The organism is Klebsiella michiganensis (assembly GCF_015139575.1).
GTDB classification, from domain to species: domain Bacteria; phylum Pseudomonadota; class Gammaproteobacteria; order Enterobacterales; family Enterobacteriaceae; genus Klebsiella; species Klebsiella michiganensis.
Window position 1 is genome coordinate 1,336,520 of the sequence record NZ_AP022547.1, and the last position, 23,807, is coordinate 1,360,326.

21 protein-coding genes are annotated in these 23,807 nt (G+C 47.1%); 7 read left to right on the top strand and 14 right to left on the bottom strand.

Translation table 11 applies throughout. From position 1 onward, the window contains the following. Positions 1-621 precede the first annotated feature (621 nt). The gene (locus JLG71_RS06450) at positions 622-1,611 is read left to right on the top strand and encodes a glycosyltransferase (RefSeq protein ID WP_010434201.1); all 990 of its coding nucleotides are present in this window, start codon (positions 622-624) and stop codon (positions 1,609-1,611) included. 538 nt (positions 1,612-2,149) lie between these two features. Here the strand turns inward: JLG71_RS06450 and JLG71_RS06455 are convergent. The 13 genes from JLG71_RS06455 to JLG71_RS06515 all read right to left on the bottom strand — a co-directional run bounded on the left by JLG71_RS06455 (position 2,150) and on the right by JLG71_RS06515 (position 10,425). Continuing rightward, positions 2,150-2,524: a TA system toxin CbtA family protein gene (locus JLG71_RS06455; RefSeq protein WP_010434197.1), complete on the bottom strand. Its 375-nt coding sequence runs from the start codon at positions 2,522-2,524 to the stop codon at positions 2,150-2,152. Between the two features lie 49 nt (positions 2,525-2,573). Beyond that, positions 2,574-2,933 (bottom strand): type IV toxin-antitoxin system YeeU family antitoxin, encoded by a 360-nt coding sequence (locus JLG71_RS06460; protein WP_024274583.1) that lies wholly within the window; start codon positions 2,931-2,933, stop codon positions 2,574-2,576. A gap of 22 nt (positions 2,934-2,955) precedes the next feature. After that, entirely contained in the window at positions 2,956-3,177 is a 222-nt protein-coding gene (locus JLG71_RS06465; RefSeq protein ID WP_010434193.1) for a DUF987 domain-containing protein, read from the bottom strand. Between the two features lie 13 nt (positions 3,178-3,190). After that, positions 3,191-3,673 carry a RadC family protein gene (gene radC, locus JLG71_RS06470; protein WP_024274581.1) on the bottom strand — a complete coding sequence of 161 codons (483 nt, stop codon included), beginning with the start codon at positions 3,671-3,673 and terminating at the stop codon, positions 3,191-3,193. Beyond that, a complete protein-coding gene (locus JLG71_RS06475; protein WP_010434188.1) occupies positions 3,670-3,903 on the bottom strand; it encodes a hypothetical protein in 234 nt (77 codons plus the stop codon). The genes radC and JLG71_RS06475 overlap by 4 nt, the downstream gene beginning before the upstream one ends. A 10-nt stretch (positions 3,904-3,913) precedes the next feature. Continuing rightward, positions 3,914-4,393 carry an antirestriction protein gene (locus tag JLG71_RS06480; protein ID WP_010434186.1) on the bottom strand — a complete coding sequence of 160 codons (480 nt, stop codon included), beginning with the start codon at positions 4,391-4,393 and terminating at the stop codon, positions 3,914-3,916. Positions 4,394-4,471: 78 nt separating this feature from the next. Then, complete coding sequence (locus JLG71_RS06485) at positions 4,472-5,293, bottom strand: DUF932 domain-containing protein (RefSeq protein ID WP_185219886.1); 822 nt, start codon at positions 5,291-5,293, stop codon at positions 4,472-4,474. 110 nt (positions 5,294-5,403) lie between these two features. Next, on the bottom strand, positions 5,404-5,616 hold the full coding sequence (locus tag JLG71_RS06490) for a hypothetical protein (RefSeq protein WP_010434180.1): 213 nt from the start codon (positions 5,614-5,616) through the stop codon (positions 5,404-5,406). Between the two features lie 80 nt (positions 5,617-5,696). Continuing rightward, positions 5,697-6,056, bottom strand: a complete 360-nt coding sequence (locus JLG71_RS06495) for a hypothetical protein (protein WP_010434179.1) — start codon at positions 6,054-6,056, stop codon at positions 5,697-5,699. A gap of 54 nt (positions 6,057-6,110) precedes the next feature. Continuing rightward, positions 6,111-6,581 carry a hypothetical protein gene (locus JLG71_RS06500; protein WP_200914022.1) on the bottom strand — a complete coding sequence of 157 codons (471 nt, stop codon included), beginning with the start codon at positions 6,579-6,581 and terminating at the stop codon, positions 6,111-6,113. A gap of 277 nt (positions 6,582-6,858) precedes the next feature. Further along, on the bottom strand, positions 6,859-7,977 hold the full coding sequence (locus JLG71_RS06505) for a hypothetical protein (RefSeq protein WP_224253303.1): 1,119 nt from the start codon (positions 7,975-7,977) through the stop codon (positions 6,859-6,861). Positions 7,978-8,377: 400 nt separating this feature from the next. Continuing rightward, positions 8,378-9,988, bottom strand: a complete 1,611-nt coding sequence (locus JLG71_RS06510) for a YfjI family protein (protein WP_024274579.1) — start codon at positions 9,986-9,988, stop codon at positions 8,378-8,380. A 227-nt stretch (positions 9,989-10,215) separates the two neighbouring features. Beyond that, positions 10,216-10,425, bottom strand: coding sequence for a helix-turn-helix transcriptional regulator (locus tag JLG71_RS06515; protein WP_004114618.1), 210 nt, complete (start codon positions 10,423-10,425; stop codon positions 10,216-10,218). Positions 10,426-10,702: 277 nt separating this feature from the next. Between JLG71_RS06515 and JLG71_RS06520 the strand changes: the two genes are divergently transcribed. From JLG71_RS06520 to JLG71_RS06545, 6 genes are all read left to right on the top strand, one after another. Beyond that, positions 10,703-11,464, top strand: coding sequence for a hypothetical protein (locus tag JLG71_RS06520; RefSeq protein WP_010434175.1), 762 nt, complete (start codon positions 10,703-10,705; stop codon positions 11,462-11,464). Positions 11,465-12,390: 926 nt separating this feature from the next. Further along, the gene (locus JLG71_RS06525) at positions 12,391-14,700 is read left to right on the top strand and encodes a tellurite resistance TerB family protein (RefSeq protein ID WP_010434174.1); all 2,310 of its coding nucleotides are present in this window, start codon (positions 12,391-12,393) and stop codon (positions 14,698-14,700) included. Between the two features lie 3 nt (positions 14,701-14,703). Beyond that, a complete protein-coding gene (locus JLG71_RS06530; protein WP_010434173.1) occupies positions 14,704-16,020 on the top strand; it encodes an ATP-binding protein in 1,317 nt (438 codons plus the stop codon). Beyond that, the gene (locus JLG71_RS06535; protein WP_010434172.1) at positions 16,017-18,215 is read left to right on the top strand and encodes a DEAD/DEAH box helicase; all 2,199 of its coding nucleotides are present in this window, start codon (positions 16,017-16,019) and stop codon (positions 18,213-18,215) included. Before JLG71_RS06530 ends, JLG71_RS06535 begins: the two co-directional genes overlap by 4 nt. A gap of 294 nt (positions 18,216-18,509) precedes the next feature. Beyond that, on the top strand, positions 18,510-20,435 hold the full coding sequence (locus JLG71_RS06540; RefSeq protein WP_024274577.1) for an ATP-dependent nuclease: 1,926 nt from the start codon (positions 18,510-18,512) through the stop codon (positions 20,433-20,435). Then, positions 20,432-22,102: a UvrD-helicase domain-containing protein gene (locus JLG71_RS06545; protein ID WP_200914023.1), complete on the top strand. Its 1,671-nt coding sequence runs from the start codon at positions 20,432-20,434 to the stop codon at positions 22,100-22,102. Before JLG71_RS06540 ends, JLG71_RS06545 begins: the two co-directional genes overlap by 4 nt. Before the next feature lie 256 nt (positions 22,103-22,358). Here the strand turns inward: JLG71_RS06545 and JLG71_RS06550 are convergent, their stop codons facing one another. After that, positions 22,359-23,579, bottom strand: coding sequence for a hypothetical protein (locus JLG71_RS06550; RefSeq protein ID WP_024274575.1), 1,221 nt, complete (start codon positions 23,577-23,579; stop codon positions 22,359-22,361). Positions 23,580-23,807 lie beyond the last annotated feature (228 nt).

Here is a 23,807-nt window from a genome sequence, read left to right on the forward strand (position 1 = left end):
CGCTTCTCGCTTATAGCTGCCATTCAAAGCGATAATAATTTTTGTATATTTTCTCTTCCACATGATGTCAGTTATCGGGAATGGTTTGACTATCCAGCAGGCATAGCATCCTTTACAGCTCGACAAACCGAACGCTCCGATAGGGTATGCAGGCACACGGATGGCGTGTAAAGCAGAGTGAAAAAGATGATCGATTAAACCGATCGATTTTATAAAATTGATCTGCAAAATGAATTATCCGGCACGCTAGTGCCTGTGCTAAATTCCCAACAATTCATTTAACGTATTGTTTATTAATTTATTTCCTGTCTTCTGGTGGGCGCCCTTCTTTTGTCCTGCGGGCACGGCATGGGAATGCGACAGCAGGTGATGGAATGAAAAGATGTGCCAGATGTAACAAGAAAAGAAGCATTCTGGACCGGATATTCGGGCTTGATAAAGAATTTTGCGATGGCTGTCTGATGGTGGTTAACCAGGAAATCAGAGAAAAACGAGTGGTGTCCACACCAGCACGAAAATCACCGGGACGCTCTTCCTGACAATGTTTCTTACCCGGAAGGTTATTGCCTCTGATGGGGTAACAACTCTGAAGCTTCCCTCTGTTTACATTCCCTTTGATCAATGAAAACCAACATCGATATCAGCGTCATCATTCCTGCCTTCAATGCAGTTGACAGCATCGGGGCTCTGGTCCATACACTGCTTGGTGAAACAACGCTCAGTACTGAAATCATTGTTGTGGATGACGGTTCAACCGACGAAACATGGACGCTACTCAGCGCCATTACAGATGAACGGCTTATTCTCATTCGTCAGGAAAATCAGGGCGTGTATGCTGCCCGTAATGCTGCACTGGCGATTCACCGTGGTGAATGGGGGGTGTTCCTGGATGCGGATGACCGGGTTGCGGCAGATTTTCTGCAGGAGCGGCTGCACACAGCCCGCGAAGCACAGGCCGATGTCGTCCTTTTCAATGCCCGGCATACAGACAGCGCCGGACATCTGCGGCATACCGTTCACCGCAGACAGCCTTACGGTCAGACGCTGACGGGTCAGCAGTGGATACGCCATTGCGTCAGTCAGAGGGAATGGCCGCATTATCTGTGGCTGCAGATAATCCGTTCAGCGTATATTCGCGAGCATGACCTGCGATTCCAGGAAGGGAAAAGCCACAAGGACATTCTCTGGACGATACAGCTTGCCGCCGCAGATGGCCGATTTTATTTCTCTGACAGACAGGATTACCTGTGGGTTAATAACCCGGCGTCAATTACCCACCGCCCGGATTATTACGATATCCGCGCGTTCAGCTATTGCGACGTGATTGCAGATATTCTGGCACTCAGTACACAGACGCAGTACCGATCTGTCAGACGAGCGCTGGTCAGGCATGCGCTGGTGGAAAGCCGTCATTTTCTGGGCCTGTACCGGCGCAGGGTGAATGACCGGCAGGCGGTCCGGGCGCGTTTTCGTGTGCGGATAGCCTTTCGCCATCTGGTACCAGGCGTGAGCAACCTGAGCGATGTCTTTTTCCTCCTGAAGCTGGTTCGCAATATTTATCTGCCTGGTGTCCGCAATACTCCCGCAGCCGTTTCGCAGTTGCGGCGTTAATCCATGGATATCTCAACGCTTCTGGCACGGTCGTGGCAAACTGCGACAAAGGGTGATGGCTCAGTTCGCTCTGCCAGGGATATCGTCGAACGCTGGTATGACAAAGGCGGTGACCTCACCCGACGGACCCGGCGATTTATGCTGCGGGAATGCCTGTGGATAGCCGTACATTACCGGGATACCGAAGCGGTACTCACGCGACAGTTCCGGCTGCTGACCGTGTTACTGTATCTGGGCGGTTGTTTTCCGAAAGGGAATGCCGGTGGTATGCTCCCAGAGAAATGTTTCATTTTACTGAACGCCCCGGAATTAAGCTCTCTCCTGGCAGACGATACGGCCCCTGATGTTCTGGTGGCGTCCTGCCGCACCCTCTTCTACTGCAGACAGATATCTCCGATAAGGTGTTACCGCCATACCAGCTGTCTGAGCGAACATCTGTTTGAACTAATGGAGATCTGATAAAAGCGCCAGTCTTTGTACTGGCACCTGAGGGGCTGATCGCTGACGGTGTCGTCGTCAACGATGAGGGCTAACGTCATTATTTCCCTCCGCTGAATCTGCCACCTGTGATGTCAGTAACGGTTTTATATCCCTTGCGGGTCATCAGCCCGGTAGCCTTCCGGGCTCGGAGAATATCAAGGCTGCCGATAAAAGGAGACTGCTCTTTCACGCTGAAGCCGTGACGGTCAGTACGCACCAGGTCGTACTTTTCCACGATAAAATTCACAGCGTCATACAGTGAGATTCCCGCATCAATGTGTTTCTGGATCACACTGTCGTTGCCAAACGGTGTGTCGTTGAGGGTAAGGCCGTAGTGTTGCTCCAGCAGATACTCCAGTAATTTTTGCCAGATTTCGACTGACGACAGACGTGACGACGCCGCCCTTTGAAGGAACAGGGAATGTATTTGCATGGTTTGCGCTCTTTGTTGGCTAGTTTGACTAAGGAAAAGCGTCCGGGGTTTATTCGGTTGTTACAGACGCCGGATAAATTACGATGTACAAATAACCGCAGGAGCCGAGTGTATCGGCCTCACATATCAGCCCTTTTACGTGGAGCGTGATGCAGCGCTGAATGCGGGGCGTGAGTTCGCTGCTGGCCAGCATAAGCTCCATCTGCTTCATCAGTACCGGAAATACCTGGTCCAGATGGCGTAAATCTGCGTCATTAAATGTCCCGGCAATGCTGGCGCGGTCAGCAAGGTAATGCAGGTGGTTACCCTCCTGTACCAGCCGTGCACCAAAACACGGCGTGATGTTGCGTCTGAGGCCCCACCAGGGTTCCGTGATGTTATGGTTGATTACACGGGTTGCTTTCTTCATGTAAGTACTCCTTAACGGTAAGTCAGTTCAGGACGACGCTGCGCAGGATCACATACGGACCATTGCGGTCCTGTCGGCGTTCAGCAAACACGGCCAGCACACCCCAGATATCCTGCACTTCCCTGCCGTGGTAATGGCAGATACTGCCGGACCACTTATATTTCCCGGTACAGAAACGAAACAGCCGGGACTCAGAATGCTGGCGGTATATCGCCATTGCCTGACGTTTGCTGATGATTTTCATCGTAATTCTCTCCCTAAAGCCAGCCACGCTCGGCAAACGAGACGATGTTCATGCCTCCCACGACCAGGTGGTCCAGCAGGCAGATATCCACGAGTTTAAGTGCCTGTTTCAGATGGTCAGTGAGCAGTCGGTCGGCATGGCCGGGTTCCGCATAACCTGAAGGATGATTGTGTGAAAGTACGATGGCAGCCGCATTGTGTTTCAGTGCTGCCTTTATCACTTCACGGGGATGTACCTGCGTATGGTTGATGGTGCCGGTGAAGAGCGTTTCATGAGCAATAAGACGATGCTGGTTATCAAGGAAGAGCGCCATGAAGACTTCACGCTCCAGCGTGGTGAGTTGCAGACGGAGCCAGTCACGGACCGCCTGGCAGGAGGTGAATGCCTCGCCGGGTTCGCGTAACTGGCGTTCCAGCAGGGTCAGTGCGCGTCTGATGGTGCGCTGTGCGGTGGGAGATATTTCCCCGCTGTCGGGGAGACACGTGGTGGTATTCATTTGCTTTTCCTGTCGGTTGACGCGTCGGGCGCAGATGTGTTGTACAGTTTCACGGCAACGACGAACCCGTCGTGCAGGGATTCAAACCATGACCAGATATGGAAGAGAGGGGTACCTGTCGGGAAATGCAGGAAGGGTTCGTCGGTCACAAGGTCACCGTCCTCATCCCCGACCGTTGTTTTCCCCAGCGCATCCCACAGGTCATTAAGGTGAGACAGTTCATAGGGCATGGCGGAACGCTCAGTCGATAATGCGCATGATGGCGCTGCATTCCGGGTGATGCAGCGCATAGTCACGCAGGCGCCAGTAATGCTCCGTCATGGCATCGCATTCTGTGCGGCATGCATGATGACTGTAAGCGATAAGACAGACCGCAATCCCTGCAGCTTCGGCGCTCATGTCTGCGGCGTTGCCATTCATGGTGTTGAACAGCGACCAGAAGGCATCGTTGTCCGTTTCCGGAGCCATGAAGGCCCCGCCGTTGCTGAGAGTATAAAAATTCCAGATACCGCCGCTGTAGTCAGCGCAGAACCGGTCTATCCACGCAAAGACCTGCGGTTCAAGGGTTATCCACTGCGGGATGTTGCCAAAGTGCTGCGGCCAGAATTCCACACGCTGTTCGTCCGGTACGGATGTGGCTGCCAGAGCAGGTGCAGAAACGTTATCGCCAGCCTGCAGAGGTCGCTGATGGTTATCGTTAATATTAATAATGTCGGTCATGTTAATTTTCCTTATGCATGGAGATGTTGAATGGAAGTGTCGGGCCGGGGATTGATTTCGGTGGCGGGGCGCGGGTGATTACCTGTCCAACAGGTTCAGCATGTTCTCCGCCATCACCCAGAGCGCACGGTTTAACTTAACGTCTCCATCAATCCCGTTTACTGCGCGGGTGTGGGTACGTTTACCCTGCGCGGTACGGCCACTTAGCCCGCCTTTCAGCAGGTTTTCCTGAATGCGCTGGTAAGTGGTCCACAGGTCATCGCTCTCGTCCTGCCAGCGGCGGGGTGCAAGAATTTGCGCTTCGGTTACTGGCTGGTACTCTTCCCCAAAACGGTATGTCAGCGCCGCTGTAGCCAGTGCATGTTGTGCGGGGGACGGGAGTTGCAGGGACTGCATGGCGTGACGTTTCTCTTCCACCCGGTCAAAGACGCTGAGAACCTCATAGGCCCCCTCAATCACCTTCCCGACAACGTCGCCCCTGTGTGGCACGCGGATCTCGCCAAACGACTGTCCGCAAACGAGCGAATTGGTGCAGACGCTTCGGAATATTCCCGGCAGTAACTGAAAACTTGATGCGCCATCGTGCGAATTCAGAATGATGATTTCCGGTACCTGCTGACCGTTTATCTGACCGGCACGACGCAGGCGCAGCATATGCTTTGTATGTTCCCGTCGGCTCTGGTCGCGCACTCGTGACTGACAGGCAAAGAATGGCTGGAACCCTTCACGTTTAAGGTTATCCAGCAGGCTAATGGTGGGTATGTAGGTGTACTTTTCGCTTCTGGAGTCGTGCTTGTCTTCCCCGAAGACGCTGGGGACATGCTGCATCAGTTCTTCGTGGGTTAAGGGACGGTCACGGCGAATCTGGTTCACCCGACCAAAACGGCTGGCTAATCGCATAGTTGATTCCTCATCTGATTAATCTGAAGGCATAAAAGCAAAAGCCCCTGCTCCGTGAGGAGGCAGGGGCAGATATGTTGTTCACTGTGGGAGGGATATGGCGGGCAGGACTACAGCGTATCCAGAATCTTCAGTATCTGCGCCATCAGGGCGGTGATAAGTGCAGTGACCAGCAACGTGACCGCTTCCCGGGCTGTATCAATACTGCTGTCATCGTAGCCTGCCTGACGCAGGCGAATTTCAATAAACTGCCGGGCCTGATGCCCGCCGCACCAGGTCAGTGCCTGGCTCAGGGCCGTCACCAGCATTTTCAGAAAGGTCATAGGGTTTGCTCCGGACTGCCTGGCGGCAGCCCTCTGGTGGAGTGAAGATTTATTTGAGGAAGCTGATACAGGAAAGTGGCTCAGTGGTAGGTGTAACGCCATCCCCCCTTGTCAGTGGTGACGACGACTTCTGAAGCAACGCAGTTATTATAAAAATTTACTTTGACGGACTCCCCGTAGCGCAAGGAGGCGGGCAGAATAGTTTCCTTATTGCTGGAATATAGGTACTTCTGGTTATCAATACGACAGTTACCCCGGTTCACATCTATCTTTTCAACTTTGATACTATCATCCAGCGAGGTGACCACGACCGTGACATAGCGTGTTCCGGCAGGATGAACCTGATTACTGGTCTCCACTTTGATGGTCGGCGCTGGCTCTGCCAGCGTATGAGCTGAGAGTGCAAGCAGTGCGGGTACCAGCATATGTTTAAATTTCATAATCTGTTCCTTTTTAAAATAACGTAATCAACAGGCGTCAAACTCAGATGCAGGCTAGAGTGCATCTTTACCCACGCAGCCGTGGGTCCCGAATACCGGCAATACCTTTGCTGCCCCAGCCAGCGTGAATGTGGCATCCTTAACACCGTCTCCGGTTACTGAGACCTGTTTGCCATTACGTAGCTGAGCCCAGGCCAGCGCCAGGTTATTACCGCCCACTCGACTGCCAGATTCGCTGATGTCGATGGGGGCTCCACCGTCGATACTGACCTGAAGGCTTTTATCTTCATCCATACTGACCTGATGCCCGCTGGCGTCAGTGAATATGACCGTGGCCGGTTGCGAGCCGTAATCCTCACAGGTCAGAGACAGTTGCGATTGACTTTCCCCATTGATAACAAACTCTGATATTCCCTGGCCCCAGCCCCAGCCCCGGGTCCAGGTGGTTTGATTACCGAAGGCCATTGCCACTGCCGGTACCAGCGCACAGGTCAGTAGTAAAGGGTGAATCATTTTTCTGTTCATTTTTGTGCACCTCTGGTTTTCGTAAAACGCTACCCGGAATGGGTATCTGCATGATTTTTAGTAGAAGACAGACAGTCATAAGCATCCCGTTGGGATTTTATAGCTGCAAAAAAGAAGGGGATAACGATGAAATTCGATCGAACCGATCGACAAAATTGATCGTGGTTCAGTAAATATATTTACCGTAAACCTCGCCCGAGTTTATCGATGGTCCGGTTTCACTTCAGAAGGGTGATATATATCTGAGATTTTATTGAACACAGGCTGAGGAAATGCATCACTGAGGCGGTATGGCGCAGACACCGTCCTCTGTGACAGGAGGAACACTAAAAAAGCGGTTATAGAAGAGATTACAGGCTCTGTGGTCGCTGGTGTCAATGTGAAAATATTTTGCCATGTACTGGCTGAGTATATGCTGAAATTCGTCGTAGATTTGTTGAGACCCCCGCTTGTGCTTCACCCTGATTTCATCGACTAAACGATAACATTGCTCCAGCAGGTGGTCGCCGTCGCCGTTCAGCAACGCATGAAACGCGGCAACGGCAAATAATTCATTCGCAGGCCCGGCATTAAGCCAGACGCTGACTTCGGTACAAACCAGCGTTTCCCATAGTGACATCAAATTCAGGCGTAAGGCTTCCTCTTTTAACAGACGGGTTAGTGGAGGGAATGCGTAAATATCAGTGTCAAATAGCCTGCGTGACAGACTTAAATCAGCAAAGGCAAGATGCTTAACTCCGTACAATGCTTCCTGTACAGCATCTGAACCGTATTTATCCGTTAACGCTTTCAGTAAGGTCGATTTAACCGGTTGAGGTGTTTCCATTGCTTTTATGCCACTCAGCACTCCTGACTGACAGCAGGGGATAAAATCCTTCATCATCCGGTTTATAGCAGCAGGTGCGATGATAATGTTTCTGGCGATATTTGCACCGCCCTTAGAGTTAGGGTAAATGTGGCATAGCTCAAGATCCAGCCAGGGGATTAACCTTTTTGTCGTATCAGCAACTCTGTGCCCGTTCAGCGTATTATACGTTTTCTGGTGGCCAGCTTTGTGCTGATATAACCGAATGAGGTCTGCAATATCCGTCGGACCGGTGATACTCCCCAGTCCAAGGGAATTATTTTTTAGCATGGCTTCCACATTGAGCCAGTAAGAGTGCTTAACCAGTCTTATAATAGCATCGTCATCGATTAACCTCCGGGCTTTATCCCGATGTTCCTTACAACAATAAAACTGATTGCGGGTTTCAGATATACTGATACCACAGGCGGGATACTGGCATATTAATGCTGCTCTTTCCGTTCGTCTGGCTGAATTTAACTGTCTGCCCTGATAATGTGTCGGGCATAGCCGTAATATCCGTTCAGCGGGTGAATGGCCGATCTGTGCCATGCAGTTATTTCTTTTACATACGGCCATAATGAAACTCTTATTTAATATAATAATATCTATGTTTTTATTGACAATAGCGGTGATGATATTTTACGTATCATTAAATATATTTATTGGTTAACATCAATTAAATATTAATGTATTTGTCTCAAATGAGTAAGAAATACACCAGCAGAACTGTTTTATTAAATTACAGGTTTTAATGGCTGTTAATGATTCATATCCACAGAGCTTTACACCTGTCGTCATTATCTTTTTTTACTACTGTATTCTGAGAAAACCCCGCGCAGATCGCGACCAGTAGCGACTGGCGCGGGGTTTTTGCCTCTGTGGTTGTTTTCGAAGACGTTTAACCAGTGTACGCTCTGGCCATCCGGGCCTCTGTAGTGAGATGTCCCGATTAATATTCCAGCCTGTTAAAGTCGAAGTATTCAAAACCATACCTGCCAGTGACATTCTCTGGCGATGCAATAATCGGATTATGTCCGTTCTCCAGGAATGCCGGTGGAATACACCATGAGTGGCGACATTCCAGGGAAGGCATGGCAATATACACCGCAGAATGACGGCCGGGACGAATAAAACAAATCAGACCCAGTGCGATTAACTGCTCAAGAACAGATTGTGATTTACTGGCGTCACGCAGCCGGTTCGGGCCGTTCCGGTTTACCTCATTTTTCCTGAGTGGATATCCCTCATTATCGAGAAATTTCTCCTTAAGCCACCTGAACATCTCGTAAACGTCCTCCATAAATGCATTCCGTTCAGAAGAAGGGAAAAACAGCCTTTCCGCTTCTTCAAGATGCCATTCCACAATTTTGAAGGCGGCCTGGATGACCCCCCGCGAAATACATAAACTCTCAGGTGAATACATATATGTCAGAATGGCCGCAACCCTGAGGGCATTCGCCCCCGCTTTGGCTGCAATTTCACTGATATGCTCCATCTGCTGTCCGGGGGCTGTTTTACGGCTGAGCTCTGACTGTTTATCTGCCCAGTAAGTGGTCGCATCATCAGATAACCTGAGCGTTTGTTTTTGCGTATCGTGACTATAAAAACGCGCCTTTTGCTTATCAAGTAACTGGTTAATTTTACTGTGGAACACATTTAATGCTTCATCAGAATGAGCGTGGTCCGTATTTGTGCGGCGACGTCCCAGCGTGCTGATGGTATTGATATAAAGAAACCGCGACAGAAAACCACTTCCCTTGCTGAGTTCACCGTGGTTACGGCGGTAATTTTCAAAGACCGGGGGCTGAACCATTAATGCTAGGGTCAGGCAGGCGTTGATATCGTACTCCTCACCGCCCGGGCGGTGGTATTCATAGGTCTCTCCGTCCCAGGCTTTATTCAGTAAACCGAGGTTGTTTTTCAGATACCCTTTAAAAAAGGTAATTGCCTCATCTGAGAGCACCCCGGCTTCAGAATACCGGCTCAAACCTTCCAGGAGCGCCTTTGCGGTGGTGTCGTCATAAAGCATCGCCAGGCGGGTCGGAGGCTGCTGCCGGGTTTCTGCATGTTCATCTAACAGCCGTTCTTCCTCCGTCCCCTCAGAACCGCTTTTGATGGCAGTGTACAGATTACTGGTCAATGCTTTCTGGTGTATTTTCCAGATATTGTCAGCACGCAGGTGTGCCTTCATCAGACCGTCGTGCTGCTGCTTCATTTGCTCAGCGAATCGGTAAAAAGGCTTCATCACTTTTTTGCTGATACTGGTCTTACCTTCACCGGAGACCGCCAACGTCAGTAAATACAGTGCACAGTGCATCGGATCCGATGAGTGTGGTGGTACCACCTCAATATGAGCCTGACAGGCGAGGGAAGCGGCTGCCAGTACGGCCCCCGCTATCAGTTCCGCCGGGATACCCGTCTCGTTATAAAGAGCATCAATGACATCCCGCATCACCGGCGGGAACGCGCAGACAGGATAACCCTCCGGGGTTCTGTTTTGTACGGGAATATAAGGCTCCGGCATTTTCGGAATGACAGTGTGTGGCAGTATATTCTGCATGTAATATTCTCCTTGGTTACTGTTTTCAGTAACGGGTTAGTTGTGAATATAATAAAATAGCCAAGCGTCAAAATTTATTTAAAGTAATAATTTTACTCAATAAATAATCGCATTCAGTTTCCTTGCAGCTGGCAAAAATATGTCGCAGCGAGTACATATTTAAATCAGAGACGTTGTTATATAACCTGCGTATCCTCCTTTAATTTTTACCAATACTATCTCATCGCTTATGATGCCTGCTGGCGTTCCAGCAGCCATGCATCCAGCTCTGACTCAAGCCAGCCGACGGACTGCATACCCAGCCTGCGCTGTTTCGGAAAGGTCGGGTCGTGGCGCGGCGACTTCGGGTTGATCCAGTCATAGATGGTTGAGCGGGCAATGCCCGTTTTGTTAACAACGGCGCGTATCCGCAGTATCCTGATACCTTGTACAGACATATCTGTTAATTCCCCCTGTTCTTTCGATATGGATGCAATTGTATGGTGCCGGAACAGGTAATGGCACCCGCCTGGTGGCTGTAGCAAAAAAGACATTTTATAACAACGAGATAGGGGTTTTTTTTAGGGTTTTTTCCCGTTTTTTGTTGGTGACAGAATGTTTTTTTTCGAAAATGGTGTCGGAAGCGTCTGGCTAAGGGCAAGAATGAGTCGTTCCAGGTGTCAGGCAAGGAAATTTACTGGAGTATAGAAATTGTCATTCGAAAAGAGGGACTTCATGGCTGATTTAGACAGGGATTTTACCCCTGATGAGTTACTCATCGTATTTCGTAAAAAGAGGAAAGCGTTACGTTTTCATCTCGGGATCAGACAGAAACATATCGCCAGGCAATGGCTGAATAAAGATACTGAAATTGTTATCGTGCTACAAACAGGGAGACAAACGAAGGATGAAGATTTAGCGCGGCGACTTGCTGATGAGCACGGAGAGAAAAAATGGCGGCGTTATCTGAAAATTTTCAGTCTTTCAGAATGGATGATAAAGGGGATCAGGAACGATATGTCTGAGGCTGAACAATACTGGAGGCAGGGAACATCGGCTCTCGAATCGGATCCAGATCATGCGGTGCAATTAATGCTGAAGGCTATCGCGTTGTTGGATCGCGGTCTGAAACGCAGTGAATCCGCAGCAGGTAAAAGAATCAAGGAACGGCATAAACTCAATTCTGCTTATGGCGGAAAGGTCAAAGCGACACGTTTTGATGGCGTTAAAGACGAAGTGATAAAACACCTGGAAGCGCAACCTGAGGGCTGGGAAACTAAAACCGATGCCATCAACGCAATTATTAAAGCGTTAAGGCCCTATATTGAGGAGCATGGATGGCCTTCCGCACAGGATAAAAACGACTCACGGGACGCGGCAATGGTGGAGGCAAGCCAGATCAAGTTGTTGGCTGAATGGTCAGTCAAAGACAAAAGAGTGAAGGCGGCGTTTGCGAAGGCAGTACAAAAACGTATCGGGGTGTCGCAAAATCGATAGTCCGGTACCTTGAGAGCGCGTACGTGATTCAATGTGACTGCCTTTTCTCAGATGTGGCTGTGCAGAAGAGCATAGAGCTGATAATAAGACGATACGAGCTCCCCTGAACATCATCGTCTTTTTAGCGATACTGACAGGGTTGATAGCGATACAACTTTTTAATGAGTAATCTGTCGGGAGTACCTTGCACTTTTTAATAGTATGCCGGATCACACTGTCCAATCTGGCAATGGTATTCGTCGTGTAAAACCGCCTCTGCCGCAGGTACCCCAGGTCATGGGTTAATGCTTTGTAGTCCTTCTAAGATACGAGCCGCAGGCTATTACGCACCATGTGAATGATACAGAACTTAATCCGCTCTCCGGATAAACTGCATTAATGGCGTCAGAGATGCTCTTCAGCTCATCAACGTAGGCGATGAGGATATCTTAACTTCGGCACAACTCAGCTCATAGCTTAATTAGTTGATAAAAATCAGCGTGGGGCCCCTCGCTATATCAGCTCATAGATCAGGTTTGACCTGACGCAGCTATTACACAAAACTAAACCAGCTACTCTTAAAATCCGAGAATGTACAGTCTCTAACGGCTTTCCAATAGTTACCGACATTCTCAACGAATAGGTAAATGTCATCATACAGCGGTCAGTTCTGCATCCCCAGTATATTTGCTCGTATGTTAACCTAGCATTAGTACAACATCATTCTTAGGCGAATGGCCCAGCAGGCTTTTTACTCCTTAAAAATTCACTTCTGGTGAAGTAAATTATTCAATGATTTTTGTCATTTAAATCAATTGGTTAATTTTAATTGCGATTTGCTTTTAACCATAGCGATTTAGACGTATTATTTTGAGATTAATCCACTTGCCATGCATTCCCTACCACATTTCAAATGTGAATGAAGAATTATTTTAAGGTTATATATCATGGAGTTATTGAAGTTTCTGGCGGCGATTTTAGTAATTTACTTGTTGTTTTTTAGAAAGAAAAAACGTAAATCTTCAAAGTCTTATGCTTCAAGCCCCGTGAAAGCACCGCCAAAAGAATGGCTCGCTGACATCAAGAAAAAAGAGGCGGTTGTGCGAAACGATGATAGTGAAGACGATAACCTTGCAACTTTTACATTGAGCGGTGGCCGGGGTGTTGAACTTCGGGTGACAACCAATCATTACCGGAACACCTCAAAGTCAGCAGGTGCACTAGCTCGATGGGTACTTCCGGGTGAGATGATAACTGTAGCTGGTGTAGCAATTAGCGGTGGCCACATTTACTTGGGGCAACGTATGAAGCCCTCCGGTCAGGAATCAGGCGGCTATTATGACGATGGAAATGAGGCATCATTAATTGATGACACATGTAAGATAAAACCTACTTCTTATCTTTACGAGGACAGTTCATTAGGATACTGGCCCAGTTTTTCTTCTCTTTCCCCAGAAGCACGCGGTGCGTATGTCAGTTGGCTCGCCAGCGATAGGTCTGATCCATCGTGTCCTATCGGCTATGTTTTTATCTACCTCTACGGCCTGGAAAGAAAAGCGCTCATAGATTCCACTGACCCAAAATTCCCTGATGCTGAGTTCCGTAATCTGTTCAATGAAGTAGCTCGGTTAAGATCCGTATTCATTGAGAACCGCTCATTCCGTGGATATTCGGCCCAGTTACTCGAAGCCATGTCTATTCTGCGCCCGAACATGGGCTTAGCCACTGAGCTCGATAGCAATTCAGGTTTCAGCAACAGCATGCAATTTAAGCTGGCTCTGGCAAAAACTGTACATGAAGGAGTCCCTGTATCAGCTGAACTGGCGTTGAGCTGGGTAATAAACCACACCGAGTATTCGCTGCGTACCCCGGCTCGCCGCTGTGCTAAAGAGTTTGCTGCGCTTTTCAAACGGCGTTACACCCTCAAATATGGTGAAGGGATGGTCGTTAAGGCGAATAAAACGCGCCTAAGGTTAGATTACACACCAGCAAGTCCTAGTTTGCGAGGTGTTCGACTCCCTGTTCCCGACCTGCCTGATCCAAGTGCGTTGAAGAGCCCTGTCCAGAAAATTATGGCTCTTGCCGACATATGTACGGATGAACTTGATGCTTATAGTCGCTACCTTGGTAGGAAAGGTACGTCAGTCAATGATACGGCTGCAATAATGTTGCTCCCTTCAGAGATCGTTAATGAAAGCGCAGAAAAAATATTAAGCTCATTCAAACGCTGGGCTGATGAGGCGATCCTCGTCAAGGAGGGGTTAGTCTCAGTTGCTGACTTTTGGGCACATATGAATGCCATTTGCCCCAATAAAATCAATAAAAAAGAGGCCGATTTGATGCAGGCCTTTGCTCTGAAGATGGGTTACGGTCTGGCACCTGACCCGTATTATCACCATGTGAAGGCGGATGTTGATGGGACACTTGTTCTATTCCCTGCCGCCGAAGGTGGACGCTTCTCACCTTCTTCTGAATTTATCTCAGCAGTAATGACGCTCAGATTAGGGGCGATGGTCGCCTTGATTGACGATTCTCTTGATCAAGCTGAACAGAAAGTGCTTGAGAATGCCATCAACAACAATACTGGCTTCACCGATGATGAAAAACGCTCTCTACATGCGTATTTAACGTGGCAACTTCATACCCCAGCCAATATGACAGGAATGAAAAGCAGGATTGAGTTGATGGGGGCTGCGGAAAAAGCTGCTGTGGGTAAAGTTATCGTTAGTGTTGCCTGTTCGGATGGGACAATAGCGCCTGCCGAAATCAAACAGCTTGAGAAGATTTACTCAAGTTTGGGGCTGGATCCCTCATCTGTCTCGAGCAATATCCATCAGCATTCCGCAACTGAACATGATCTCGTCTCGTCTGTACCAACTGATCAGCCAGCAGTAGGGTTCACACTGGATGCTAATGTACTTGCCCGCCACGAATCTGCCACGGATGATGTTCGTAAATTGCTGAACACAATTTTCACCGAAGAAGAACCGGAAGAGCCAGAAAGCGCTCCAGCCTCATTAACGGAGGCGGGGGGGCTAGACTCCGCACATAGCCAGCTTTATCGCAGTTTGCTGGAGAAAGAACAGTGGTCCCGGAAAGAGGCGACAGAATTGTGTGGAAATTTGAATTTGATGCTCGGCGGTGCGCTTGAGGTGATTAATGACTGGTCCTATGCGGTGGTTGATGCTCCGGTACTGGACGATGCCGATGATGATATCTGGGTTGACCTGGAAATTGCCAAAGAATTAGAGGGATAGTGAATGTCTGTAACACGTATAAGAGTGAAAGAACGCGACGCTATTATTCAGTCACTTAAGTCAGGTGTAACGCCAAGGATAGGCATTCAGCATATCCAGGTTGGCCGCGTGAATGAGATCACCGCTCTCCACCAGGATATTGAGAGGATTGCTGACGGTGGTGCAAGCTTCAGACTTATCATCGGTGAATATGGTTCTGGTAAAACGTTCTTTCTGAGTGTTGTGCGCTCTATTGCGCTAGAGAAGAAGCTGGTGTCAATCAGTGCAGACCTTTCTCCTGACAGACGCATTCACTCATCGGGAGGTCAGGCTCGTAATCTCTATTCTGAGCTTATGAAAAACATGTCCACCAGAAACAAGCTGGATGGTAATGCGTTACTTAGCGTTGTTGAAAGATTCGTTACGGAGGCAAGGAAGGAAGCTGACAAGGACGGCTCCGAGGTTTCATCAGTTATTCATAAACGCCTGGCAGCACTATCAGATATGGTCGGCGGATATGACTTTGCGAAGGTCATTGATTCATTCTGGCGCGGGCATGAGCAGGATAACGAAACACTAAAATCCAATGCTATTCGCTGGTTGCGGGGAGAGTACACCACTAAAACTGATGCCCGTAACGATCTCGACGTTCGGACTATTATCTCAGACGCTTCATTCTATGACTCTTTGAAGCTGATGAGCCTTTTTGTCCGCCAGGCAGGCTATGCCGGTCTTTTGGTCAGCCTCGACGAAATGGTGAACCTCTTTAAACTGAATAATACGCAAGCAAGAACAGCGAACTACGAACAGATTTTGCGGATCCTGAATGACTGCCTGCAAGGCTCAGCCGAGAATATTGGTTTTATCCTCGGGGGGACGCCAGAGTTCCTTTTCGATCCGCGCAAAGGTCTTTACAGCTATGAGGCGCTCCAATCACGTCTGGCGGAAAATCGGTTCGCGCAAAAAGCAGGAGTGATTGACTACTCGTCTCCCACTTTGCATCTTGCCAGCCTCACCCCTGAGGAACTGTATATTTTACTGAGAAATCTTCGTCATGTTTATGCAGGCGGAGATCCAGAGAATTATCTGGTTCCAGATGAGGCACTGACTGGATTTCTGCATCACTGTAGTAAAACCATTGGAGACGCTTACTTCCGTACCCCCCGTAATACCATAAAAGGTTTCTTGGACATGCTGGCCGTGCTGGAACAAAACAGAACGATGAACTGGCAAACACTAATCGAGGGTGTGGCGATTGAAGAGGACAGGCCCAGCGAAATGGATGACGTCATTATAGAGGAAAGCGATGACGACGACGGACTGGCGAACTTCAAATTATGAGCAGTGCCTATGATAGTCTCGATCCCCGCGTCCGTAAGTGGGTTTACAAGCAGGGGTGGTCTACATTAAGGCCCTTGCAGGAGAGTTCTATCCCGGCAATTTTAGCCCGTGATCGAGACGTGCTAATCAGTGCAGGCACAGCAGCCGGTAAAACAGAGGCTTTCTTTCTTCCTGCCTGTTCGGCAGTTGCAGATCTCACTAATGGATTTGGCATCGTCTATATCAGTCCGTTGAAGGCATTGATTAACGATCAGTACCGTCGTCTTGAGAGCCTTGGAGATGCATTGGAAATGCCAGTGACTCCTTGGCACGGGGATGTACCACAAAGCAAAAAGAAGAAGGCTCGGACAAACCCTGCTGGCATTTTACTGATTACACCTGAGTCACTTGAGTCTTTGCTCATAAATTCAATGGGCTGGCTCAAACAGGCGTTTTCGTCAGTCGCATACATCGTTATTGATGAGTTTCATGCTTTCATTGGCTCAGAGCGTGGTGTACAGCTGCTTTCTCTGCTCAATAGAATTGACCATGTGCTAGGACGCCAGGTAAATCCAATTCCCCGCGTTGCGTTGAGTGCCACGCTTGGGGAACTGGAGAAAGTACCCGAACTTTTGCGCCCGGACAAACGACTACCCTGCGTAACTGTTACAGATAGTAAGAGCGAGGCCACTCTTCAGGTACAGGTCAAAGGTTATCTGGAGCGAGTGCTCCAAAAAGAAGAAGAACTTCAGAGTTCAGCTGAACATGACGTTTGCGCTGACATTTTTAGACTTTGCCGTGGCGATTCTCATTTGGTCTTTGCAAACAGTCGAAAGCGGACTGAAAGCATTGCTGCCACGCTGAGCGACATGTGTGAGGAACATATTGTTCCCAATGAATTCTTTCCCCACCATGGTTCCCTTGCCAAGGAATTGCGGGAAGCGCTTGAAACTCGTCTTCAGAAAGGAAATTTGCCCACAACAGCTGTTTGTACAATGACGCTTGAGTTGGGAATTGATATCGGTAAGGTTAAGTCGGTTATCCAAGTTACGCCTCCGCATACTGTTTCCAGTCTGCGTCAGCGTATGGGACGTTCTGGGCGACGCGACTCCCCATCAGTTCTAAGAATGCTAATTACAGAAAATGAGCTCACTGTGACTAGCAGTATCGTTGACCACCTACGGCTGCATTTGGTCCAGTCGATGGCAATGATCAGATTGATGATCTCTAAACAATGGTTTGAGCCTGCCGATTCCCAGCAGATGCATTACTCCACGCTGCTACACCAGATTCTTGCAATTACCGCGCAATGGGGCGGAGTTCGTGCCGATCAACTCTGGTCGCAGCTATGTCAAACAGGCCCGTTCCGTAATGTGGATATAGGCGATTTCAAAAGCCTGCTTAAACATATGGGGGCATGTGGCCTGCTCACTCAACTCGCTAGTGGAGAAATGGTTGTTGGGGCAGAGGGGGAGAAACTGACTAACCATTACACGTTTTATGCCGTGTTCAACACACCAGAAGAGTTCCGCATTGTCACCGGAAACAGAACCCTTGGAACAGTGCCTGTGGACTCCCCACTGCTACCAGATCAACACATCATCTTCGGTGGGCGGCGCTGGAGAGTGACAGAGATCGAGACAGAGAAAAAAGTTATCTATGTAGAGGCGACCAAAGGCGGTCAGCCACCACAATTTAGTGGGGGGGGAATGTCTGTTCATGATGCCGTTCGTCAGGAAATGCTCGCTATCTATAGGGAAGGTGATTACCGCATAGCAATAGGTAGCAAGAGAGTAGATTATGCCGATTCTGCCGCCAGAAGCCTATTTGCGGAAGGCAGCCGTAACTTCCAGAGTTATAACCTGCAAAATGAGTATTTTCTTACGAGCGGCCAATACTGTTACATCCTCCCATGGATGGGAGATAAGGTTGTCAATACGATTACAGCCTTGCTCATACGTTGTGGCTTTAAAGCTAATTCATTAGCTGGAGTTATAGAAATTGACGGCTCAAGTATCACTTCTGTTCAACAGGCCCTTAAAGACCTGCTGCAGTCAGGCTTGCCCTCAGCGTTTGATCTTGCTGTAAATGTTCCAGAAAAGTACTTAGATAAATATGATGAATATTTACCAGAGTTTCTGCTTGCGAAAGGATTTGGGGAAAAAGCGTATGACATTGAAGGCGCGTGTACCTGGCTGAAAGAACATCTTCAGTAAACTGGTTACATAAAAAGGGGGAGATGTTCCCCTTAAGCTTGAGGCCGATTGATGATATTAATTTTTGCTCTTGGCTCGGATCTGCCAGAAATCGAGGTCATAAGGTCTGCTTTGAGCGAGGAACGGACTCTCACACGTTTAGTAAACAAACAGCCATGTGCAGGATATTTGTGAATAAGATCAATTAATTATATTTTCCACATGAGATAATTAAATAGAGGGTATCTCAATTTTGACAACAACTAGGCTCGATGGCTAATTTAGTCGATAGCAGGAGCTGAAGGTAGGGGTAGAATGAAGCTGGAAACAATTCGGTTATCAGGTTTTCAGTCTTTTGGTCTTGAACCAACTGAACTGGGCTTAGAAGATATTACTTATTTAATTGGTCCTAATGGTTCAGGTAAAACCGCTGCACTACAGGCTTTATGCCGACTCTTTGCGTTTGACCCTACATTGCGACGCCTCCAACGTTCAGATTTCCATGTCCCTTTTGATGAGGTAGAGGTTCCTTCGGAGCGCCAGTTGTGGATAGAAGCCGATTTTTTATTTCCCGAACTTGCAGGTGATGAGGATAATAGCACCATAGCACCTCATTTTGGCCATATGCGATTGGACGAGCCAGAAGGTATCCCACGAGTGCGTTTTCGCCTCACGGCTACGATAGGACTTGATGGAGATATTGATGAAACCTTAATGTATGTTCTTGATATCAATGCTGATGGCTCGCCTCTTAATACCGCACAGGTTCCCCGGTCTGAGCGTAATCATATTCAAGTCCACTATCTGCCTGCCAGACGTGATCCTGCTGACCATATTACTTACGGCACGAATGCTTTACTCGGCCGTTTGCTTCGTGCGGTACGTTGGGATGCTGAGCGCGATACAATTAAACAATTGACCGATCAAATAAGCAACAGCCTTGCTGCAAACCCTTCAGTAAATGCATTTAGTGAAACATTAAAAACAACCTGGACCACCCTTCACAAGGGAAAATTTTTCGCTGATCCTAAAATCACATTTGTTGCTTCTGAGATTGAAGCACTGCTGCGGCATTTATCCGTTTCCTTTACACCAGGGCACGATGATTCACTTGTTGATTTCTCGCGGTTGAGTGATGGCCAAAAGTCAATGCTTTACCTTTCTTTAGTATTATCGTCTCAAGCTATTGGCAGAGCTGTGCTAGCGGAGGAAGATATATCCTTTGATCCCGATAAGCTACGCCCACCGGTGTTTACGTTGGTCGCCTTGGAGGAGCCAGAAAATAGTCTTTCTCCACATTACTTAGGACGCATCGTCAATGCCCTGAATATCATGACGAAAAGTGCGGATGCACAAGCTCTCATTGCTACACATGCTCCCACAATGTTGCGTCGTGTTGCTCCTGAGCTAATACGATATCTTCGGTTAACTCAGACTCGAAATACACGGGTAACCTGTATCAAATTGCCAGAGAAAACTGATGATGCACACAAATTTGTCCGGGAAGCCGTCCAGGCATTTCCAGAGATCTATTTTTCACGCTTGGTAGTGCTCGGCGAAGGCGATAGTGAAGAGATTGTATTGCCACGTTTGTTTCAGGCTAAAGGCGCGCCAGTTGATGAGTCTGCAGTCACGATAGCACCTCTAGGGGGGCGGCATGTCAATCATTTTTGGCGTTTACTTTCAGCGTTGGAAATTCCGTATTTGACGCTTCTTGATCTGGATGTAGCCCGCTATGCAGCAGGCTGGGGACGGATTAAATATGTCAATGCTCAGTTTGCTGTGTTTGAGCCAAGCAAAGAACTTCCTGCTGACTGGCCAATTCCAAAATGGAATGACAATACGTCGCCTGTGCGAACCCACCATTTTTTTAATGGTGGTACTCATGACATTTTTGTTGAACTCGAGAATAGATCGATATTTTTTTCCTCTCCAATGGATTTGGATTTTTCTATGCTTTTGGCGTATCCCGAAGCGTATGGTGTTGCTGAAGAAGAGCCAGATGAGTCAATTATTAAAGCGGTGCTTGGTAAAAGCTATTTCGATTCGACCCAATATAACGAAGAAGAAAAAAAGTTATTTGTCACTTATCATCAAAGTTTCAAACTTGGCAGTAAACCAGCTGCACATATAGATGCGTTGGCCAAGTTAAATGATGACGAGTTACTTGCAAAAATGCCTGAGTCACTAATCAGACTTGCTGATGCAGTTATTGCCAAATTGGCAGAGTTACCAGAATGATTGCCGTTGAAGAATGGCAACCCGCTGATGGGCTGACACTTGAACCAAATGCATTACGTGCAGCAAAGGAGAGTGATCGTTGCCTTGCGCTCACTGCAGGGCCAGGGGCTGGTAAAACCGAAATGCTTGCACAACGAGCGGATTTCCTTTTGCGTACTGGAACATGTCGGTACCCAAAACGAATTCTGGCGATTTCCTTCAAGGTTGATGCTAGCAGAAATTTGAAAGAGCGCGTCGAACGGCGGTGTGGTTCTGCTCTAGCTTCGCGTTTTGATAGCTATACCTTCCATGCATTTGCCAAGCGTATCATTGATCGTTTCAGACCGATACTTACAGGTAGGGATGCTCTAGATGCAGGCTATGCCATAGTTGACAAGAAAAATGGCCCTTCTCGGACTCAAATAGAATTCGGTGACCTAGTTCCGTTGGCAATCAAAATATTACAAAGTTCAAAAATTGCCCGTAATGCAATTCGGCAAACTTACAGCGATATTTTTCTGGATGAGTTCCAAGATTGCACTAATTTGCAATATGATTTGGTTAAGCTTGCTTTCCTGGGGACTAGTCTTCGCCTCACCGCTGTAGGTGACACCAAGCAAAAAATTATGGCTTGGGCTGGTGCATTGGATGGTGTTTTCCAGTCCTTTGCTAATGATTTTAATGCTGTATCACTAAACATGTATCGCAATTTCCGCTCTAAACCACTTTTACTGCAGGTTCAGAACAAAATAATTAGCAAACTAGATCCTTCTTCTGTCATGGCAGATGAACAATTGGATGGCAAGGGAGGTGAGGTTTATGCATGGCGTTTTGAGGATGGTCAGAAAGAAGCCATTTATTTGGCTGATTTGATAAATGGATGGATAAATACACAACAGTTACCTCCTGCAGAAATTGCAGTCTTAGTTTCTAAACAGTTGGATCTATATGCAGGTCACCTTATGGCAGAGTTAGCAGCGCGTAAAATTCCATACCGTAATGAGCAGCATATGCAAGATATAACGGTCGAACCAGCCGCTCGTTTGATCGTAGATTATTTGTCTTGTCTGTACGGACAGCGAGAGCCTAAGTCTTGGATTCGATTGATGAATCAGCTCATACCTTTTGCAGATGAAGAGGTCCAGTCAAGCGTACGAAAAGACCTTGATCAGTTGATAAAAAAGCAACGCAAAGAAGTGTCCGATGCCAGAAAAACTGACTCACCTCATTCTGGAAGGTGGCGATTCGTCAGAGATTTTTTAAAACATGTAGGTTCTGAAACACTTGTCGCGCTATCACCCGATTATGAATCACGCGAACGCTTACTGGAGGTCGTTCGTGATACTAAAGCACGAATTGAAGATTTGATTAAAATTGAATCAGATTTACCTTGCGCATTAGGGAGATTTGCTGATGATCAAGCCGTAAGGATTCTCACTATTCATAAAAGCAAAGGACTGGAGTTCGACTCTGTCATAATCATGGCGGTTGAAAATGAAATATTTTTTGGCAACGAAGATGAAAATCGCTGCGCCTTCTTCGTGGGGGTCTCGCGTGCAAAAAACTGTTTGATTTTAACTCATGCAGATCAACGGGAACGTCCTGCTGATGCGAAACGCTGGGATATTAGACGAACTGCTCAATCTGAGTATTTTAGTTATGTTACGCCATTTATAGTGAAGCAATGAATATACTTTCAATATTTCATATGGTGTAATGGGGAAAATTTCAATCATTAATAAAGATCAATTTCTAATAATTATTTAAAATGCGTTTAAGCGGGTTTTCATGACCACATATCGATGATGACAGAGCCTTTATTTAATAATGGTGTTTTACAATCAGCATCCGCTAAATATATTTACCCCATAGCATATCACCTGGTGAATATAAAATGGGGTTGAGTATAATAAAGTAATGTAATTAAGTTACTATCAATCTGGCTTACCTGTTTTTTCCGTTTAAGGAGGTTTTGTATCTTTCAATAATTGATGGTAGCATTTTATCAATTAAGTGATTGTGAAATGCATGCATTGAGTGTGGTCGAGGAATTATAAACTGAGAAAGTTCCTCTAACGTAACAACAGAACTAGGAAACGACGTGTGTAAGTTAGAGATTTTAATAATTTCGCGCCCTAAATTTATCGCAGAATCAACGCAATCAGCACACATTGCTATATCATTGTAATTGCCACCAGTTTTCGATTGAAATAATGGGACTTTCTTTATTTCCAGTATCCATGGGTTCTTTTTAGATGCTCTGACACAGAAATATTTACTTCGTTTACAACATGGGCAAGACCATTGCTCATCATATCTATTCCAGTACTTACCTCTAGTAGATGAAAGGTGGGAAATTTCATTTTGTAAAGGAGACCTTTTAGCAACAGGATTTTTTTTGTTTCTCCAGGAATTGACTTTTCCTTTAAATGGTTCACTGGTATATAGCAATTTTTCCGGTTCAACCTTATCAAAGTCAAACAAGCCATTCATACCAAAAAAATGAGTGGCAATACGCTCAGTTTGTTTCGCTGTTCTGCTTGAAGGTTGATACCAGTCTTGTTTATCAGCCGCTATTGTCGCAAATTGCTCAGCCAGATTCATGCGTATCTTGAATACTGACTCTAATCTCGCCCAAACTTTCCGAGCTATTTCAATATCAATTCGATGTTCACTATTTGGGGTGACGCAAATAAATTCGGAGATTTCTTTTGGAGAAAAAGAAAAGAATTTATGGCACTGAACCAACCGCTTAGCATCCGCATCAGCTTTATTGCAATCAAAGCATATAACTGTATTGTCATAAGCTGATAATGCAAAAGCTATTTTTATTGCGAATTTTTCAGAGTGCTCATCTGCAACGATATTATTTTTCCTTATTGAAATGTCTTCGAAAAGCGATTTTACGACTTCCTTCATATGGTCATGATGCTCATGCAGTTGGCATGTTAAAAAATTATTTTTATTCAACCTCACGATTTCTGATTTTTTTCTTTTGCAGCATGGACACATCCACTCAACTGGCGTCATAACCCACCATTTATTGAGATGAGCGCCATCAGCGTTAAACATAGACACTAATTTCTTGGTCGATAATGTGAACTCGGAGTCCAAGCCATTCAGATCCCTATTTGATAGAGAACGCTTAAATTCTTCCCATTCCACATTTGACTCCTGCCAAATTTGTTAACCTATACAGTATGTTATCATTAAGGCGGTCGGTTACAAAATCTGAAGTGCAATTTAACAATACAGTGGTATTTAGCTGCCCTTTAGGATGAGACATTAGTTATGTCAGCAATGTCCGCTCCTGGCACTAAACGGGTTAAAGCAGACTGATTTGATGAGATAAGGGTATAGATGAATTCTCCATACCCTTGAACGATTACTTCC